This window comes from Rhizobium sp. CF142 (assembly GCF_000281145.1).
Taxonomy (GTDB): domain Bacteria; phylum Pseudomonadota; class Alphaproteobacteria; order Rhizobiales; family Rhizobiaceae; genus Rhizobium.
Window position 1 is genome coordinate 29360 of sequence record NZ_AJWE01000125.1, and the last position, 16797, is coordinate 46156.

Annotated in this window: 19 protein-coding genes and 1 tRNA gene; 13 read left to right on the top strand and 7 right to left on the bottom strand. The window is 60.6% G+C overall.

Annotated features, from left to right (window positions below):
* Positions 1-22: 22 nt before the first annotated feature.
* On the bottom strand, positions 23-1660 hold the full coding sequence (locus tag PMI11_RS31355; protein ID WP_037072554.1) for an AMP-binding protein: 1638 nt from the start codon (positions 1658-1660) through the stop codon (positions 23-25).
* Between the two features lie 222 nt (positions 1661-1882).
* Here PMI11_RS31355 and PMI11_RS31360 point away from each other — a divergent pair, with 222 nt between their 5' ends.
* Both PMI11_RS31360 and PMI11_RS31365 read left to right on the top strand, forming a co-directional pair.
* A complete protein-coding gene (locus PMI11_RS31360; RefSeq protein WP_007825518.1) occupies positions 1883-2863 on the top strand; it encodes an aldo/keto reductase in 981 nt (326 codons plus the stop codon).
* 238 nt (positions 2864-3101) lie between these two features.
* Positions 3102-3896, top strand: a complete 795-nt coding sequence (locus PMI11_RS31365; RefSeq protein WP_007825521.1) for a class I SAM-dependent methyltransferase — start codon at positions 3102-3104, stop codon at positions 3894-3896.
* Between the two features lie 47 nt (positions 3897-3943).
* Here PMI11_RS31365 and PMI11_RS31370 read toward each other — a convergent pair whose 3' ends face one another.
* The gene (locus tag PMI11_RS31370) at positions 3944-4516 is read right to left on the bottom strand and encodes a TetR/AcrR family transcriptional regulator (protein WP_007825526.1); all 573 of its coding nucleotides are present in this window, start codon (positions 4514-4516) and stop codon (positions 3944-3946) included.
* A 126-nt stretch (positions 4517-4642) separates the two neighbouring features.
* Between PMI11_RS31370 and PMI11_RS31375 the strand changes: the two genes are divergently transcribed.
* Positions 4643-5938: an MFS transporter gene (locus tag PMI11_RS31375; RefSeq protein ID WP_007825528.1), complete on the top strand. Its 1296-nt coding sequence runs from the start codon at positions 4643-4645 to the stop codon at positions 5936-5938.
* A gap of 85 nt (positions 5939-6023) precedes the next feature.
* Positions 6024-6108 (top strand) — tRNA-Leu (locus PMI11_RS31380).
* Between the two features lie 100 nt (positions 6109-6208).
* Here the strand turns inward: PMI11_RS31380 and PMI11_RS31385 are convergent.
* The gene (locus PMI11_RS31385; RefSeq protein WP_007825531.1) at positions 6209-6487 is read right to left on the bottom strand and encodes a hypothetical protein; all 279 of its coding nucleotides are present in this window, start codon (positions 6485-6487) and stop codon (positions 6209-6211) included.
* Between the two features lie 158 nt (positions 6488-6645).
* Here PMI11_RS31385 and PMI11_RS31390 point away from each other — a divergent pair, with 158 nt between their 5' ends.
* A complete protein-coding gene (locus PMI11_RS31390; protein WP_007825533.1) occupies positions 6646-8391 on the top strand; it encodes a cation:proton antiporter domain-containing protein in 1746 nt (581 codons plus the stop codon).
* Between the two features lie 5 nt (positions 8392-8396).
* Here the strand turns inward: PMI11_RS31390 and PMI11_RS31395 are convergent, their stop codons facing one another.
* Entirely contained in the window at positions 8397-8696 is a 300-nt protein-coding gene (locus tag PMI11_RS31395) for a hypothetical protein (protein ID WP_037072556.1), read from the bottom strand.
* Between the two features lie 199 nt (positions 8697-8895).
* Here PMI11_RS31395 and PMI11_RS31400 point away from each other — a divergent pair, with 199 nt between their 5' ends.
* Both PMI11_RS31400 and PMI11_RS31405 read left to right on the top strand, forming a co-directional pair.
* Complete coding sequence (locus PMI11_RS31400) at positions 8896-9486, top strand: YqaA family protein (protein WP_007825535.1); 591 nt, start codon at positions 8896-8898, stop codon at positions 9484-9486.
* 22 nt (positions 9487-9508) lie between these two features.
* Positions 9509-10024, top strand: coding sequence for a disulfide bond formation protein B (locus PMI11_RS31405; protein ID WP_007825537.1), 516 nt, complete (start codon positions 9509-9511; stop codon positions 10022-10024).
* Between the two features lie 70 nt (positions 10025-10094).
* Here PMI11_RS31405 and PMI11_RS31410 read toward each other — a convergent pair whose 3' ends face one another.
* Together PMI11_RS31410 and PMI11_RS31415 are read right to left on the bottom strand one after the other, a co-directional pair.
* Positions 10095-10652: an HNH endonuclease gene (locus PMI11_RS31410; RefSeq protein WP_007825539.1), complete on the bottom strand. Its 558-nt coding sequence runs from the start codon at positions 10650-10652 to the stop codon at positions 10095-10097.
* A gap of 112 nt (positions 10653-10764) precedes the next feature.
* A complete protein-coding gene (locus tag PMI11_RS31415; protein WP_037072550.1) occupies positions 10765-11451 on the bottom strand; it encodes a DNA-3-methyladenine glycosylase family protein in 687 nt (228 codons plus the stop codon).
* Here PMI11_RS31415 and gluQRS point away from each other — a divergent pair.
* A complete protein-coding gene (gene gluQRS / locus PMI11_RS31420) occupies positions 11450-12331 on the top strand; it encodes a tRNA glutamyl-Q(34) synthetase GluQRS (protein WP_007825542.1) in 882 nt (293 codons plus the stop codon). The two genes, PMI11_RS31415 and gluQRS, sit on opposite strands and share 2 nt — an antisense overlap.
* Here gluQRS and PMI11_RS31425 read toward each other — a convergent pair.
* Positions 12296-13267 (bottom strand): YihY/virulence factor BrkB family protein, encoded by a 972-nt coding sequence (locus PMI11_RS31425; protein WP_007825543.1) that lies wholly within the window; start codon positions 13265-13267, stop codon positions 12296-12298. The two genes, gluQRS and PMI11_RS31425, sit on opposite strands and share 36 nt — an antisense overlap.
* A 68-nt stretch (positions 13268-13335) precedes the next feature.
* On the opposite strand from PMI11_RS31425, the gene PMI11_RS31430 reads away from it, so the two are divergent.
* The 5 genes from PMI11_RS31430 to PMI11_RS31450 all read left to right on the top strand — a co-directional run bounded on the left by PMI11_RS31430 (position 13336) and on the right by PMI11_RS31450 (position 16740).
* Entirely contained in the window at positions 13336-14169 is an 834-nt protein-coding gene (locus tag PMI11_RS31430) for an SDR family oxidoreductase (protein ID WP_007825544.1), read from the top strand.
* Between the two features lie 18 nt (positions 14170-14187).
* On the top strand, positions 14188-14391 hold the full coding sequence (locus tag PMI11_RS31435; protein WP_007825545.1) for a twin transmembrane helix small protein: 204 nt from the start codon (positions 14188-14190) through the stop codon (positions 14389-14391).
* Positions 14392-14405: 14 nt separating this feature from the next.
* On the top strand, positions 14406-14984 hold the full coding sequence (locus PMI11_RS31440; RefSeq protein WP_007825546.1) for a cob(I)yrinic acid a,c-diamide adenosyltransferase: 579 nt from the start codon (positions 14406-14408) through the stop codon (positions 14982-14984).
* A gap of 37 nt (positions 14985-15021) precedes the next feature.
* Complete coding sequence (locus PMI11_RS31445; RefSeq protein ID WP_037072551.1) at positions 15022-15807, top strand: rhomboid family intramembrane serine protease; 786 nt, start codon at positions 15022-15024, stop codon at positions 15805-15807.
* A 183-nt stretch (positions 15808-15990) separates the two neighbouring features.
* Entirely contained in the window at positions 15991-16740 is a 750-nt protein-coding gene (locus PMI11_RS31450) for an electron transfer flavoprotein subunit beta/FixA family protein (RefSeq protein ID WP_007825551.1), read from the top strand.
* Positions 16741-16797: the final 57 nt, after the last annotated feature.

Sequence of the window (16797 nt, forward strand, 5' to 3'; positions counted from 1 at the left end):
CTTGGAGAGAAACGGAGATGCTCTAGTTTTCGGCTTCCGCTGCAGCCTTTTCCCGTAACAGCCGGCGGATGACCTTGCCTGTAGTCGTCAGCGGCAGCGCATCGACGAATTCGACCTCGCGCGGATATTCGTGCATCGAAAGCCGGGTTTTCACCCAGTCCCGGATTTCCGCTGCCAGCTCCGCACTCGGGCTGTAGCCCGGCGAAAGCACGATATAGGCCTTGACGATCTCCGTACGCAGCGCATCGGGCTTGCCGACGGCCGCAGCAAGCTGGACGGCCGGATGGCCTATGAGACAGTCCTCGATCTCTGCAGGCCCTATGCGGTAGCCGGACGAGGTGATGACGTCGTCGTCACGGCCGGCAAAGGTGACGTAGCCCTCCGCATCCTGCCTCCCGATATCACCAGTCAGCATCCATCCCTTGGCGTACTTCCTGCTGGTCGCATCGGGGTCGTTCCAGTAGCCGAGGAACATCACCGGATCGGGGCTGGCGATAGCGATCTGCCCCTGCTCGCCGACCGGCAACTCGTCGCCCTCGTCGCTGACAACAGCCACCCTGTGGCCGGGTGAAGCGCGCCCGATTGCACCGGCCTTCGTCACCCCGAAGGCAGCGCTCGAAGACAGCACGAAATTGCACTCCGTCTGCCCGTAAAATTCATTGACGGTAACGCCGAGCGTACGGCGCACCCACTCGTAGGTTTCGCGCCCCAGGGATTCACCTGCCGAACCGATCGTGCGCAGCACGAGATCGTATTTCGAGCGCGGCTCCTCGACGGATTTCAGGAGCCGGAGTGCCGTCGGCGGAATGAAGGCATTACGCACCTTCATCTCGGCCATGATGCGATAGGCCATGTCCGCATCGAATTTCTGTGCCGGCGAGGAAACGACAGGCACGCCGAGCAGCAGGCTCGGCAGCAGCGCATTGAGCAGCCCGCCGGCCCAGGCCCAGTCAGATGGCGTCCAGACCTTGTCTCCCGTCTGCGGGAAACCCTCATGGGCAAACTGCATACCGGGAATATGACCGGCGAGAACCCGGTGGCCATGCAGCGCGCCCTTCGGCGGCCCCGTCGTGCCCGACGTGAAGATCATCAGCGCCGGCTCGTCCGGGCCTGACTGCGCAATTTCGAAAGTGGAAGAATGGGCAGAGACCAGATCGGCAAAGCCGAGCGTGCTTGCGGAGGCTCCCTCGACGCTGATGACATGTTTGACGTCAGGCAGTCGGTCGCGGATCTGGTTGATGCGTCCGAGCCCGAAACCATTGGTGACGATAACTGCCGCACCCGCAGCCTTCAGCCGGTACTCCAGCGCCTCGACACCGAAAAGCAGCGCGAGCGGCAATGCGATCGCGCCCGTCTTGTAGATCGCCACATGCGAAATGACCGTCTCGAAGGATTGCGGCAGGAGCAGCGCCACACGATCCCCCTTGCCGATACCAAGCGCTGAAAGCGCATTGGCGAAAGATGAGGAACGGGCGGCAAGCTCGCCATAGGTCAATGAGAGATGGTGGCTGTCGGGACTGAAATGTTCGAGGCAGACGCGATCAGGGTCACGCGCGGCCCAATCGTCGCAGACGGCGCGGCCGATATTGAAATCCTCTGATATCTGCCAGGAGAAATCGCGGTAGAGCGTGTCATATCGATCGCCGGGCGGCAGTTTCATGGGCATGATCCGGTAAAATGCTGCACCAGCTAACACCTCACCGACCGAATGCGCAAGCATTGTAATCCGCATGGATAAGACGACATCCCGCCCGCTCATCACGTATTATTGCGCTAGCTGCAGAACACATTCTCCGTGTGCTCGCTGAGACTTCGGCGATTTCTGCGCTACATCATGTGCATGCGCCTGGGGAGTCGCTGAAATTCATCGCGGAGCACTTTCATGGAATATGTAAAACTCGGGAAGACCGGTCTCGAAGTCTCGAAGATCTGCCTCGGCTGCATGACCTATGGCGATCCCAACCGTGGAAATCACGCCTGGAGCCTGCCGGAAGAGGAAAGCCGCGCGCTCCTAAAACAGGCGATCGATCTCGGCATCAATTTCCTCGACACGGCCAACACCTATTCCAATGGTTCCTCCGAGGAGATCGTCGGCCGCGCCATCAAGGATTTCGCCAAGCGCGAGGATATCGTACTCGCGACCAAGGTCTTCAACCGCATGCGGCCCGGACCGAATGGCGCCGGCCTGTCGCGCAAGGCGATCTTCGACGAAATGGACAACAGCCTGCGCCGCCTCGGCACCGATTACGTCGACCTCTACCAGATCCACCGCTGGGACTACACGACACCAATCGAGGAAACGCTGGAAGCCCTTCATGACGTCGTGAAATCAGGAAAGGCGCGTTATATCGGCGCCTCCTCCATGTATTCCTGGCAGTTCGCCAAGGCGCTCTACACCTCGCGCCTCAATGGCTGGACGGAATTCGTCAGCATGCAGGACCACGTGAACCTGCTCTACCGCGAGGAAGAGCGCGAAATGCTGCCTTTCTGCGAGGATCAGAAGATTGCCGTCATTCCCTGGAGCCCGCTTGCCCGCGGCCGCCTGACCCGTGACTGGGATGAGAAGACCAACCGCAGCGAGACCGACGAATTCGGCAAGACGCTCTATAAGCAGGCCGAAGATGCCGATCGCAAGATCGTAGAGAAGGTTGCCGAAATCGCCAGGGCCCATGGCGTTTCCCGCGCGCAGGTCGCCACCGCCTGGATCCTGCAGAAGAGCGCCGTCACCGCCCCGATCATCGGCGCTTCCAAGGCGCAACACCTGAGGGACGCCGTCGGTGCACTGACTGTGAAACTCAGCGCCGATGATATCGCCGCACTCGAAGCACCCTATATCCCGCACAACGTCGCCGGCTTCAAATAAGCTGCCGAGTGACGGCCTCCCTCCGCCAATATGGAGAGAGGCTCATTCCTTTCCCGATATCGGGACTCCCATGCTGGTGCCCGCTGTGTGAGCTGGGCCGCGATCTATTGAAGCAGATCATGCCGCTCCAGCGGGAAAACGTGGTCTCTTTCGAGGCGGCCCGCGCCGTAGCAAAAAACCATCACGAGCCGATCACAGTTGAGCCTTAGCGGTTTGCGGCAAACAGAGGACCGTCCACATGACCATCGTTCCCTACGAAGCCCGCCGCTTTCGCACCACTGCCGTCTACTACAGCCGCTTCCGCGTCCCCTATCCCGACAGGCTGATCGGACGCGTCGCCGAACGTACCGGCCTGAAACCCGGCGACCGCGTGCTCGATCTCGGCTGCGGACCAGGACCGCTCGGCGTCGCCTTCGCACGCCTCGCCGGCGCTGATGTGATCGGGGTCGATCCCGAGCCGGAAATGCTGGATGCCGCACGCGAAAATGCAGCCGAAGCCGCCGTGAACATAAGGCTCATCCAGGGCTCCTCTTACGATCTCAACCCGGATCTGGCGCCGCTGAAACTTGCTGTCCTGGGCCGCTCCTTCCATTGGATGGACCGCCCGGCGACGCTTGCAGTCCTAGAAAAGCTCATCGATCCGGGCGGAGCCGTCGTTCTCTTCTCCGACAGACATATCGCAGCGACACCGGATTGGCGTGACGTGCTGCATCAGTTGTCGGAGACCTATTCGCCGGAAAAAAGCGCCGAGCGTAAACTACGCCGCGCGCAGGAATTCGGACCGCATGAGGCGGTTCTGCTGCGCTCCCCCTTCCGCAACCTCGAACGCATCGGCATCGTCAACGAACGGGTAATCGGAACAGAGGATATCATCGGCCGCGCCTTTTCCATGTCCGTTACCTCTCCACAGGCGCTAGGCGACAAGACAGAGGAATTCGAGGCAGCCTTCCGCAGCGAACTCGCCGCTCTGTCGCCGGACGGCACCTTCACCGAAATCGTGGAAAGCCATGCGGTGATCGCCTTCCGAGACTAAAGCAATTCCAGTAAAAGCGTGTCGCGGTTTGTGTCCGGACTTTGGGATTACTGCGCCGGGTCGAGCTTGCGGCGCATCGTGACCAGAAACTGCTCTGCGAGCGCCCGATCCTCGACCGCGCGGGCAAGAATGACGGCCCCCATCATCGATGAAAGCGTCGTCGTTGCATTGGCGCGGCGCTCTTCCTCCGTCGCCCCCGGCACCACCTCCTTCAACACATCGACCAGCGTGGACAAGCCCTCGCTGAAGGTTGCACGAACCGCACCTTCGCTGCGGCTGACTTCCTGGATCAACGAGGCGAACACGCAGCTTCCGCCGGGATCGTCGACCGTGCACCAATCGATGTAGTGATCGAGCAACGCCTGAAGCGGCTTGTCTGGTTCAGCGGCGATCATCTCACGCCAGCGTTCTTCCACGCGCTCGATCAGCTTGCGGCTGACTTCCAGCGCAAGGTCGTCCTTCGATTCGAAATGGCCGTAAAACCCGCCATGTGTAAGACCTGCAGCCTTCATGATGTCGGCAACACCGACGCCGTCGAACCCATTCTCGCGGAAGAGCACGCTGGCTACCGTCAGAATCTTCTCGCGGTTTTCTGCAAATTTCTCGCGGCTGACCCGCATTTTTCGTCTCCGGAATTGGTCGCTTGACAATTTATATGATGTCCATCATCAATACGCAACAAATATGATGGCCGTCATGTAAAGCGGTCTTGTATATGGTCCTCAGGTCATAAACGGAATTTGCCCATGGTCTCTGCAGTCCTTGCATCATCCCTTGCCCGGCGAAACATTCACTATGGATGGGTTGTCGTCGCCGCCACCTTCCTGACGATGCTGGTGACCGCCGGCGCAATGGGCGCACCGGGCGTCCTCATCAAGCCGCTGCAGGATGAGTTCGGCTGGGAAACCTCGCAGATCTCCTCCGCGCTTGCCATCCGCCTGATCCTCTTCGGCCTGATGGGTCCGTTTGCGGCAGCCTTCATGAACTATTTCGGCGTCCGCAAGGTCATCGTCTTCGCACTCGCCCTCATCGGCGCGGGCTTCGTCGGCTCGCTGTTTATGACCAAGCTTTGGCATCTGCTGGCGCTCTGGGGCATTGTCGTCGGCTTCGGCACGGGCTTGACGGCCATGGTGCTGGCAGCCACGGTTTCCACGCGCTGGTTCGTCAAGCATCGCGGCCTTGTCGTCGGCATGCTCTCGGCAAGTTCGGCAACCGGCCAGCTCGTCTTCCTGCCGCTGATGGCTGAGCTGACCGAACGCTATGGCTGGCGCGCCACCGTCTTCTTCGTCTGTGCCATGATCATGGTCGCGGCCCTTCTCGTGCTGCTCTTCATGCGCGACCGCCCCTCTGACGTAAACCTGCCCTCAGTCGGCGAAACCCAGGTTGCGCCGGCCCCGGCCCGAGGCACGCTCGGCGCAGCGCTTGCAACGCCGATCACGGTTCTCAGGGACATTTCAACGACCTCGACCTTCTGGATCCTGTTTGCCACCTTCTTCATCTGCGGGCTCAGCACCAACGGCCTCATCCAGACGCATTTCGTCACACTCTGCGGCGATTTCGGCATCATGCCGGTCGCAGCCGCCAGCGTTCTCGCCGTCATGGGTATCTTCGATTTCTTCGGCACGATCGGCTCCGGCTGGCTCTCCGACCGCTTCGACAATCGCTGGCTGCTCTTCTGGTATTACGGCCTGCGCGGCCTCTCGCTGCTCTTCCTGCCTTTCAGCGATTTCAGCTTCTACGGCCTGTCGATCTTCGCTGTCTTCTATGGCCTGGACTGGATCGCCACCGTGCCGCCGACCGTCAAGATCGCCGCCGATCGCTTCGGCCGTGAAAAAGCCGGCCTCGTCTTCGGCTGGGTCTTCGCCGGCCACCAGCTTGGCGCTGCAACCGCTGCCTATGGCGCCGGCCTGTCGCGCACGGCGCTGGAAAGCTACCTGCCAGCCTTCTTCATTGCCGGCGCCTTCTGCCTGCTGGCCTCGGTCCTGGCGATCACTCTGAAGAAATCCGGCCTCACGGCCCCGAGTGAGGCAGTCGCCCACTAAACCTCGATTTCCAAACGCCAAAACTTCGCCCGCCGTCTTGCACGCGCGGGCGAACGCATGTTAGACAGCCGCCTCGTATTTCGCTGCCCCATTGGCGGAATTGGTAGACGCGCTCGACTCAAAATCGAGTTTCGAAAGAAGTGCTGGTTCGACCCCGGCATGGGGCACCAAATATCTCTGAATAAATGGATTTTAGACTTCGCCCACGCCCCGAAGGGCGAGGGCGGACGATGCTGAGTCCCAGCGGAGTAGAGTGCCTCAGGCTACTGTTCAATCACACCGTCGGACCGTTTTTGTGACAGTGCCTTCATCGGTCTGACGGGTCACACTGCGGGTGACGCAACGGTCACGGTCCCGTTCGCGCACCGCGCCGAACGCAATGCCGCGATCACTAATGGTAACGCCGGGGCGAACCCGGTCACGGTCATACCGGTCATAACCGTCATAGGCACGCTCGCGTGTGACCGTCACGCTGTCTGCCATTGCAGGCGCTGCAGCCGAGCCCAGGGCAAGGGCAGCGATTGCACAGTTGATGATAATCTTTTGCATCTCTCTTCTCCTTGTCGTCATGTATAGGCAACGACAGGGGAGCCTAGTGGTTCCGCTCAAAAAGCCGTCCATTTAGGCCTAATCCATCGAAATCAACTCTTTAACTTTGCCGGTGCTTCATCCTAAAGTGCCGGCCGCGGGGCATTTTGAGAGGGATGATGCATCAGGACGCAGGATTGATTGCGACGGTAGCCATAAGCTTCGTCTTTGCGGCGGTTCTTGGCTATTGCGCCGACAGGCTGCGACTGCCGCCACTGGTCGGCTATCTCTTCGCCGGCATTCTCATGGGACCGTTCACACCGGGCTTTGTGGCCGACACCGAGCTTGCGAGCCAGCTCGCCGAAATGGGCGTGATCCTCCTGATGTTCGGCGTCGGCCTGCACTTTTCCGCATCCGATCTTTTGGCCGTGCGCGGCGTCGCCGTGCCGGGCGCGATCGGTCAGATCCTGTTTGCCACCCTGCTCGGCGTCGGCCTCGGAGAGCTCTGGGGCTGGAGCCTCGGCGCCGGCATCGTCTTCGGCCTCAGCCTTTCGGTTGCCAGCACGGTCGTACTCCTGAAGGCGCTGGAAGAGCGCAACCTCGTCAATACAGCCGGCGGGCGCGTGGCCGTCGGCTGGTTGATCGTCGAGGATCTCGCCATGGTACTGGCGCTCGTGCTGTTGCCGGCCCTCGCCGAACTTCTGGGCGGGCATGCGAGCGACGCCGCCTCGCATGGCCTCGACCTGCCGCTTTCGGCCACCATCGTACTCACCTTGCTGAAAGTCGCAGCCTTTGCCGCTATGGCGATCTTCCTTGGGCCGCGCATCGTGCCCTGGCTTCTGACGCTGATTGCCCGCACCGGCTCGCGTGAACTCTTCACGCTCACCGTGCTCGCCATCGCGCTCGGCATTGCTTTCGGTTCGGCGGCAATCTTCGGCGTTTCCTTTGCGCTCGGCGCATTCTTCGCCGGCGTGGTCATGAGCGAATCCCATCTCAGCCATCGCGCCGCCGCCGATTCCCTGCCCCTGCAGAATGCCTTCTCGGTGCTGTTTTTCGTTTCCGTAGGCATGCTCTTCGATCCGTCGATCATTGTGCAGCAGCCTCTGGCCGTGATCAGTGCTTTGGCACTGATCATTGTCGGCAAGGCAATCATCTCTTTCGGGATTGTCGTCCTGTTGCGCTATCCGATCGGCATGGGCCTGACGGCCGCCGGCGGCCTTGCCCAGATCGGCGAATTCTCCTTCATCCTTGCCAGCCTTGGCGTTTCGCTCGGGCTCCTGCCGCATGAAGGACAGGATCTGATCCTCGCCGCCGCAATCCTTTCCATCACGCTGAACCCGCTCGTCATCTTCGTGGCGGAGAAGCTGAACCGCAAGATCAGGGTGAAATGGCCGCGCCTGCATGAAAGCTACGGCCGGAAAAACCAGGACGCCCTGGCACGGGAATTGGAAAAGATCAGGGCGCTCGGCGAGGAGCGCGCACGCCAGCATCATCTGCGGATCCAGCAGTTGGTCGAGACCTTCCCGCTTTTCTCCGAAGTTGGCGAGGATGCGCTTGAGGAACTGCTCTTGCTGTTCAACCCCAAACTCGCCTCGCCCGGCGAACGCGTCATCCGCCGCGGCGACCGCGGCGACAGCATGTATTTCATCTCCTCCGGCGCGGTCGAGGTGCGGCTGGCAAGTGGTGCCGTGCGACTCGAACCCGGCGCCTTCTTCGGCGAAATGGCGCTGCTCAGCGGTGGACGCCGCACGGCTGATGTCACCGCCGTCGATTTCTGCCAGTTCGAAGTGCTGGAACGGCGCGACTTCAATATGTTCATGTCTCGTCACCCCAACCTTCGCGCCATCGTCAGCGAAATGGCGCAGAAGCGCACCGAAATGAACGTCATGCGCCAGCAGTGGGAAAAATCCATGGACCTGTCGTAAGCGGATCACGCCGTCGCAGTTTCATCCAGCTTCGGCCAGTAAAGATCAGAACGAAAATCGGCCGGGATGGGATCGAGCTGGCAGATAGCGTCTGCAGCGAAATCGATCTGCATGGCGAAATATTGGAACGCCGGCGGCATCGACACGCCGGCTGCTTCCATAATGCGGGAACGGTGATAGCCGCTGGTGCTCAAACGACGAACTGCCTCGCGCCTGATATCCTCTCGCTCCGGCCCGCGACCGCTCGCTTGCCTATCCCGCTCACCTGCGGAACTCAGCCCGCCCTCTATGACCCTGAATTTCATGACATGCCCGGATTCGTCGAACGACAACCCAGCCTGACGTAGTTTGGCGCTTTTGCCATCCCGCAAGATCTTGGGAGGGAATACGTGCATCAGATCACGAAAATTTTCAACGCGAACGCCGGGAAGCCGCAGCCCGAGCATTTACAGCGCAATGATCGCCCCCTAATGCTTTGTGCGTCGCAACAGAGAAAGGGAACGGATGCTCCGCAGACTTTACGACTGGACCATGTCTCTGGCCTCGAAGAAATCAGCCGAAGTCTGGCTCGCCGTCATCGCCTTCGTCGAAAGCTCCGTCTTTCTGGTTCCCGCTGACGTGCTCTTCCTGCCGATGGCGCTTGCCAAGCCCGAACGCTCCTATCGCTACGCGATCGTCGCCACCGTCGCATCGGTGCTGGGCGGCATCGCCGGCTGGGCGCTTGGCTATTTTGCCTACGAAACCGTGGCGCGCCCGGTTCTGGAATTCTATGGAAAGCTCGATCAATTCGAGCAGATGAAATCCTACGTCACTTACGAGACGATCCTGCTGCTGCTCGTCACCTCGGGTCTGGCGCATCTGCCGCCGATCAAGATCGTCACGATCCTGTCAGGCGTCATCCATGTCAGCCTGCCGCTTTTTATCGTTTCGGCGATCATCGCCCGCGGCGCCCGCTTCCTGTTCCTTGCCTGGCTGCTGCGTCGTTACGGCGAGCCGATCCGCCACTTCATCGAGAAGCGCCTCGGCCAGATCGTCGGCATCGGCGCGGCGGTCGTGATCGTGCTATATATCGCCTACCGATACTTTGCCCACTGAGCCAACTTCGCGGAGTTCCGCCATGAATGCCACCACCTCGCCGCTTGCCCGTCCGGGCGTCGTCCTCTCTCTGCTGTTCGCAGTCGCCATGGCAGTGGTCGTCGGAACGGCACTCGGCTTCCAGTATATCGGCGGCTATATTCCCTGTGCGCTCTGCCTGCTGCAGCGCCAGCCCTATTATTATGGCATTCCGATCGCGATCGTCGGCGCGATCGCCGCCCTCATTGGCCTGCCGAACTGGATGACGCGCGCCATCATTCTTGCCGTCGGCATCCTGATGCTCGTCGGCGCCGGCATGGGCGTCTATCACGCAGGCGTGGAATGGCACTTCTGGCCAGGCCCCGCCACCTGCTCGACCACTGCAAGCAGCATGACCACCAATGCCGGCGATCTCCTGGGCGAACTGAACACGATCAAGGGCCCGTCCTGCACGGATGCAGCACTGCGCGTTCTCGGCCTGTCCTTTGCGGGCTGGAATGTGATCGCAAGCCTGGCCCTCGCCGCCTTCGCCTTCTGGAGCGTGAAGAAGACAGCCTAAGCGCTCATGGCACGTCGCGCAGAACTGCGCAGCTGACGACTGCGCAAACCACAGACTTCGAACCAAGGCATCACGGCTGCAGTTCGGTATCCCAGTAGAGGTAGTCGAGCCAGCTGTCATGCAGATAGTTCGGCGGGAAGAGCCGGCCGTTATTGTGCAGATCCTGCACAGTCGGCTGGTACGGCTTCTGCGCCGGGAACATGCTTGCCTGCTTCGGAAGCTTGCTGCCCTTGCGTAGATTGCAGGGCGAACAGGCCGCCACGACATTCTCCCAGGTCGTCTCGCCGCCATGAGCGCGCGGGATGACATGGTCGAAGGTCAGATCGTCGTGAGCGCCGCAATACTGGCACTCGAACCTGTCGCGCAGGAAGACGTTGAAGCGGGTGAAGGCGGGATTGCGGGACGGCTGAACGTAAGTCTTCAGGCACACGACACTCGGCAACCGCATCGAGAAGCTCGGTGAGGAAACCTCATGCTCATATTCTGCGATAATGTTCACACGGTCGAGAAATACCGCCTTGATCGCGTCCTGCCAGGACCAGAGCGACAAGGGGTAATAACTCAGTGGCCGGTAGTCAGCGTTCAGGACGAGCGCTGGCAGGGCCTGTGGTGAGACTGCAATCGTCAAGGAGCCCTCCTGGATCGATTCGGCATCTGCACCTGTATATTAGGCCGGTTGTTACAGGATTGTGAAGTCCAATAAATTCAGGGGATAAAGGCAAATTGAGGGAGCGTGTCTGTCAGCCGATCGGCAGCACGTCGCGACGCGTTTTTGCGGCGTAATAAGCCCAGAAAAGCCGGGCTGCGACCGAGCGCCAGGGTGACCAGATTTCCGCAAGCCCTGTAAGTACTTTGGCTTGCGGGCGTTCAGCGAGACCGAATGCCGCAGCGACCGCCGCCTGAAGCGCCACGTCACCCGCCGGAAACACGTCCACATGGCCGCCGCAGAACATCAGATAGACCTCTGCCGTCCATGGCCCGATTCCCTTCTGAGCCGTCAGTTCTGCGAGCGCTTCGCCAGGCGGTTTCTGGACCAGGGTCTGCAGATTGATTCGTCCGGATGCGACCGCTTGCGCAATCCGCGTCAGCGTATCGGCCTTGGCGCGCGATAGCCCAAACTCGCGCCAGGCATCGGGGTGAAGCAATATGTAAGATTCCGCGCTTAGCAGTCCGCTCGCCGGCTGCATCCGCCGCCAGATCGCCTCGGCGCTGGCGCGCGATACCATCTGCGAAACGATGATATGAGCAAGGCCGGCAAAGCCCGGCTCGCGCAGCCTCAGCGGGACAGGGCCGGCCTCGCTGACAATCGGCGCGAGCCGTGGATCGAGAACAAGGAGAGCGGCAAGCCCCTCTTCAATATCCTTTTCATTGCTGATGACCCGCACCTTGCCTCGCGATCGCTTCAAATCCATGCCAGAAGAAAGCATGATCACGACTCCGCGTCAAAAACCCGTCTTCCGTTTCGCCCCGAGCCCCAACGGACCTCTGCATCTCGGTCACGCGCTGTCGGCTTTCCTGAACGACGACATGGCCAGGGCCGCAGACGGACGGCTGCTGCTGCGTATCGAAGACATCGATCTGACGCGCTGCACACCCGAATTCGAGGCCAGCATCTACGCCGATCTCGCGTGGCTGGGCATTGAATGGGAACGGCCGGTCCGTCGCCAGCAGGAACATTTCTCCGAATACCAGGCAGCCCTTCATTCACTGATCGAACGCGGACTGGTCTATCCCTCCTTCCTCACGCGCAGCGAGGTCAAAACACGCGTCTCCGCCTATGAGAGAATGGGCGAGCCCTGGCCGCGCGATCCGGATGGCACGCCGCACTATCCAGCCGACGACCGTGACCGCAGCGAGGAAGAACGGGACGCGATGCTGGCCTCCGGTCTCAAACATGCATGGCGGCTCAACATGAACAGGGCACTGGATCTGATCGGCGAACCGCTGTTTTGGACGGAGACCGGCGATGAACGAAAGGGCGACATCCTGGCCGAGCCCGCTGCTTGGGGCGACGTCGTTCTCTCACGCTCGGATGCGCCCTCCAGCTACCACCTCTCCGTCGTCATCGACGATGCGCTGCAGGGCGTGACCCACGTCGTGCGCGGCCTTGACCTCTTTCACGCCACCTCGGTGCACAGGTTGCTGCAGAACCTGCTCAACCTGCCGCAGCCCGTCTACCACCATCACCGCCTCGTCGTGGATGCAGACGGCCGCAAGCTTTCCAAGAGCGAGGGCGATACCGGCCTTGCGGAACTGCGTGACCGCGGGCTGTCAGCTTCCGATATTCGCCGTCTTGTCGGACTTTGAATCGGCGGCGTGGTCACGTCCGACCACCGAGAATGTTCGCGAGAAATTGCGCAGCACCCGGAACTTCATGAGCGCCGCATTGATCTCCGCGCCGACGATGAAGATAACACCCACCATATAGAGAAAGATCAGCACGATCATGACAGATGCCAGACCGGCATAGGTGGCTGTGTAATTGGCGAAGGTCGTGAGATAGTAAGCAAAGATCAGCGCGCCGACGAGCCAGGCCACCAAGGTCAGGAACACGCCTGGAACAACGTCGAAAACACGACGCTTGCCGGAAGGCAGCCAGAGGTGGACGACAAGCAGGGCAATCGTCAGCATGACGAGCGTGCCGTAGATACGCCAGCTGAAGACAATTTCGAGTGTATCGACAATAGCAGGCAGCCATTGGCGGATCGTGACGGGAAGCCATTCGAGCGAGTCGTTGTGCAGCAGCCAGTCGCGGGCATAATCAAGACCGACAGGGACTGCCACGAGTAGGATGCTGATGACCGCAAAGATGATCACGGCGATGAGGACATAGCCGAGGCTCGCAAGGCGCGTGAGGTACCAGGGGCGCGTCTCCTGCACGCGGTAGGCACGATTCAGCGAGATCCTGAGCGCCTCGACACCGTTAGAGGCGAAATAGGCAGCTGCAAGCACAGAGATGGTCAGCAGCCCGCCGCGAGGGATCGTCAACACCTGCACCACCTGATCGGCCAGCGGCTTGGCGATGGCTTCCGGCCATGTATCGAAGATCAGATGGATGGCCGTGGTGGAAAACTGGTCGGCACCAAGAAAATTGGCAAGCGCAGTGCCGAAGATCAGGAAGGGAAAGACTGCAAGCAGAGTGGAAAGCGCAACATGGCTTGCCATGGCAAAGCCATCGTCCTCGATGAGGTGGCAGATGGCATCGTAGACCACATCATAGAGCGTGCGCAGGAATTTCGGCATTCGGCTTCCCAATTGTATCCTTCCCGCGAATATGGGAAACGAGTCCCGTTTTGTACAGGAATCATTGAATGGCCGATCAGCGCACCATCGTCGTGACCGGATGCTCTTCCGGCATCGGCGCCTATTGCGCGCGCGCCCTGAAAGCGGATGGCTGGCGTGTCTTCGCCACAGTACGCAAGGTCGAGGATCTGTCTTCGCTTGAAGCAGACGGCATCGAAGCTTTCCTGATGGACTACACACAGCCCGAGACGATCTCGGCACTGGTGGATGCTGTGGCCGAGCGCAGCGGGGGCAGGATCGATGCACTGTTCAACAATGGCGCCTATGGGCAGCCGGGCGCGGTAGAAGATCTGTCGACGCAGGCGCTACGCGACCAGTTCGAGACCAATGTCTTCGGCTGGCATGAACTGACGCGACAGGTCATCCCCTTCATGCGCCGCCGCGGCCAGGGCCGCATCGTGCAATGCTCCTCGATTCTCGGCCTCGTGCCCTACCGCTATCGCGGCGCCTACACGGCCTCGAAATTCGCGCTGGAAGGCTTGAGCATCACCCTGCGCATGGAACTGCAGGGAAGCGGCATTCATGTCAGCCTGATCGAGCCGGGACCGATCACCAGCCGCTTTACGGCAAACGCGCTGGCAAAGATCAAAGAACATATCGACCTGGAAAACTCGCCCCATGCGGTCGAATACCGCAGACAGCTTGCCCGCCTTGAAGGCTCAGGCCCGGTCAACCGCCACAAACTTGGCCCCGAGGCGGTCTATGCAGTATTGACGCGTGCATTGAACTCGAAAAATCCGAAGCCACATTATCCCGTAACGATTCCGGCTAAACAGGGCATATTGTTGAAGAGGCTGCTTCCGGCCAATCTCTTCTACTGCCTGATGCGCTGGACGGACTGAAGAAGAAAAGAGACTGCCATGTCCACAGTCACCTATGTCATCGCGATCATCGTCATGGGCCTCGTCGCACTCGTGCTGATCCGCGGCCTGTTCAACATGATGAAGGGTGGCGATGCGAACCTTTCCAACAAGCTGATGCAGCTACGCGTGCTGCTGCAGGCGATAGCCGTCATCCTGATCATGCTGACGCTCTGGCTGACCGGCGGCGGACGTCCGAGCTGATCTGCGAGCCGGCAATGGTAAAGCTCAACAAGATCTACACCAGAACCGGCGATGACGGCACGACCGCGCTGGTCTCCGGCCCGCGCCGCACGAAGCACGACCTGCGCGTCGAAGCCTATGGAACCATCGACGAAACGAATTCGGCGATCGGCGTAGCAAGGCTGCATACGGCGGACCTGCTCGAGCTCGACACCATGCTGGCGCTGATCCAGAACGACCTCTTCGATCTCGGTGCAGATCTCGCCACGCCTGAAACCGCTGAGCCGCCGGCTTACGAGCCGCTGCGCATCGTCGAAAGCCAGGTCACACGGCTGGAGCAGGATATCGACAGGCTGAATGCCGAACTGCAACCGCTGAAATCCTTCGTTTTGCCAGGCGGCAGCGCTGCGGCCGCCCATCTGCACCTCGCCCGCACGGTCGCGCGCCGCGCCGAACGGCTGATGGTGGCGCTTGCCCGAAACGACGGGGAAATCGTAAGCGCCGCAGCACTCCAATACGTCAACCGCCTCTCCGATTTTCTGTTCGTAGCCGCCCGTCATGCAAATAATGGCGGCAAGGCGGATGTGCTTTGGGTTCCCGGAAAAAACAGGTAGGTTCGCAGCCGTCACGATCGCCCGGGGGCAGGCCTTCATGTTCATACCGCTGCACGATGCCAATACGCTGAAACACATCAGGGTTCAGTGGGTCACGCTCGGCCTGATGGCGGCGAACATAGCCGCCTGGATCTTCACGGCAGTCGAAAGCGATCAGGTCGCGCAGGCGGCAACCGTCGGCCTCGGCTATATCCCGGCTATCATCTTCGGCCATGCGATGCTGGCGCCGGGACTGGAGATCGTGCCGGAAGCCGCCACCTACATCACCTATTCCTTCATCCATACGAGCTTCTGGCATCTTGCTGGCAACATGATCTTCCTCTGGGTCTTCGGCGACAATGTCGAGGATGCGATGGGACATCTGCGTTTCCTCGTCTTCTACCTCGCCTGCGCTGCGGCCGGTGCCCTTTGCCATGGCTTGCTGTCGACGATATCGGAAGCGCCTCTCGTCGGTGCATCGGGCGCAATTTCCGGCGTGGTGGCGGCCTATCTGATGCTGCATCCGCGCGTGCGGGTCTGGGTGCTGGTCTTCATCCGCGTGCCATTGCCGCTGCCGGCCTTCATTCCGCTCCTGCTCTGGGTTGGTCAGCAGTTTTTCATGCTGTTGGTCGATCCGGACGGTAACGTCTCGTGGGGCGCCCATGTCGGCGGCATCATCGCTGGCGCCCTGCTCATTCTGATCCTGCGCCGGCCAGGCGTGCCGCTCTTCGACCGGCAGATCGTCACACCACGTGCCGTTCGCGACCGGCCGGTCCCCATCCGTGTCACCGCCTCCGGCATGCCCGTGCCGCCGCGCCTGCCCTGGGGGCGGGACAAGCTTTAATATTGACGTGAACGTAAACGTTAATATATTGCCATCCAAATCGACTGGCTGCGTTACGGAAGCGTTGTATTTGGAGGAAAAACGCGTATCCATGTCGCCATTCGACAATCGGAGCAGCGTCCAAGCGCGCATTTTCCCAGAAGTCTCTGTTGAAGGCCCATCTCTGTTCGAAGGAAGGACCCCATGAAAATTCTCGTCCCAGTCAAGCGCGTTGTCGATTACAACGTGAAGATCCGCGTCAAGCCGGATGGATCGGGCGTCGACCTTGCCAACGTCAAGATGTCGATGAACCCGTTCGACGAGATTTCGGTCGAGGAGGCCCTTCGCCTGAAGGAAGCCGGCAAGGCCGAGGAAGTGGTCGTCGTCTCAATCGGCCCGGCCAAGGCCGAGGAAACTTTGCGCACTGCGCTCGCCATGGGCGCCGACCGCGCCATCCTCGTCGAAACCGATGACGCCGTAGAACCGCTCGCAGTCGCAAAGATCCTCAAGGGTGTTGCCGACGCTGAAAAGCCGGGCCTCATCATTGTCGGCAAGCAGGCAATCGACGATGATTCCAACCAGACCGGCCAGATGCTTGCAGCCCTTCTCGGCTCCGCCCAGGCGACTTTCGCCTCCAAGGTCGAGATCGCCGGCGACAGCGCCACTGTCACCCGTGAGATCGACGGTGGCCTGCAGACGATCAAGATCAAGCTCCCGGCCGTCGTGACGACCGACCTGCGCTTGAACGAGCCGCGCTACGCAACGCTGCCGAACATCATGAAAGCGAAGAAGAAGCCGCTCGACAAGAAGAGCCCGGCTGATTTCGGCGTTTCCACCGCGCCGCGCCTCAAGGTGCTGAAAACGGAAGAACCGTCGGGCCGCAAGGCAGGCGTGAAGGTGAAATCGGTCGCCGAGCTTGTCGACAAGCTCAAGAACGAAGCCGGCGTACTCTGAGATCTGGAAAGGGAGAACACGATAATGGCCATTCTTCTTCTGGCTGACCACGACAAC

Excerpts from the sequence above, each read along its gene's own strand:
- PMI11_RS31435 (WP_007825545.1), top strand. The coding sequence starts at position 14,188 with ATGTCCACAGTCACCTATGTCATCGCGATCATCGTCATGGGCCTCGTC.
- PMI11_RS31370 (WP_007825526.1), bottom strand. The coding sequence starts at position 4,516 with ATGCGGGTCAGCCGCGAGAAATTTGCAGAAAACCGCGAGAAGATTCTG.
- PMI11_RS31415 (WP_037072550.1), bottom strand. The coding sequence starts at position 11,451 with ATGCTTTCTTCTGGCATGGATTTGAAGCGATCGCGAGGCAAGGTGCGG.
- PMI11_RS31405 (WP_007825537.1), top strand. The coding sequence starts at position 9,509 with ATGAATGCCACCACCTCGCCGCTTGCCCGTCCGGGCGTCGTCCTCTCT.
- PMI11_RS31440 (WP_007825546.1), top strand. The coding sequence starts at position 14,406 with ATGGTAAAGCTCAACAAGATCTACACCAGAACCGGCGATGACGGCACG.
- PMI11_RS31385 (WP_007825531.1), bottom strand. The coding sequence starts at position 6,487 with ATGCAAAAGATTATCATCAACTGTGCAATCGCTGCCCTTGCCCTGGGC.
- PMI11_RS31425 (WP_007825543.1), bottom strand. The coding sequence starts at position 13,267 with ATGCCGAAATTCCTGCGCACGCTCTATGATGTGGTCTACGATGCCATC.
- gluQRS (WP_007825542.1), top strand. The coding sequence starts at position 11,450 with ATGATCACGACTCCGCGTCAAAAACCCGTCTTCCGTTTCGCCCCGAGC.
- PMI11_RS31355 (WP_037072554.1), bottom strand. The coding sequence starts at position 1,660 with ATGAAACTGCCGCCCGGCGATCGATATGACACGCTCTACCGCGATTTC.
- PMI11_RS31365 (WP_007825521.1), top strand. The coding sequence starts at position 3,102 with ATGACCATCGTTCCCTACGAAGCCCGCCGCTTTCGCACCACTGCCGTC.
- PMI11_RS31400 (WP_007825535.1), top strand. The coding sequence starts at position 8,896 with ATGCTCCGCAGACTTTACGACTGGACCATGTCTCTGGCCTCGAAGAAA.
- PMI11_RS31450 (WP_007825551.1), top strand. The coding sequence starts at position 15,991 with ATGAAAATTCTCGTCCCAGTCAAGCGCGTTGTCGATTACAACGTGAAG.
- PMI11_RS31390 (WP_007825533.1), top strand. The coding sequence starts at position 6,646 with ATGCATCAGGACGCAGGATTGATTGCGACGGTAGCCATAAGCTTCGTC.
- PMI11_RS31375 (WP_007825528.1), top strand. The coding sequence starts at position 4,643 with ATGGTCTCTGCAGTCCTTGCATCATCCCTTGCCCGGCGAAACATTCAC.
- PMI11_RS31360 (WP_007825518.1), top strand. The coding sequence starts at position 1,883 with ATGGAATATGTAAAACTCGGGAAGACCGGTCTCGAAGTCTCGAAGATC.
- PMI11_RS31395 (WP_037072556.1), bottom strand. The coding sequence starts at position 8,696 with ATGAAATTCAGGGTCATAGAGGGCGGGCTGAGTTCCGCAGGTGAGCGG.
- PMI11_RS31445 (WP_037072551.1), top strand. The coding sequence starts at position 15,022 with ATGTTCATACCGCTGCACGATGCCAATACGCTGAAACACATCAGGGTT.
- PMI11_RS31430 (WP_007825544.1), top strand. The coding sequence starts at position 13,336 with ATGGCCGATCAGCGCACCATCGTCGTGACCGGATGCTCTTCCGGCATC.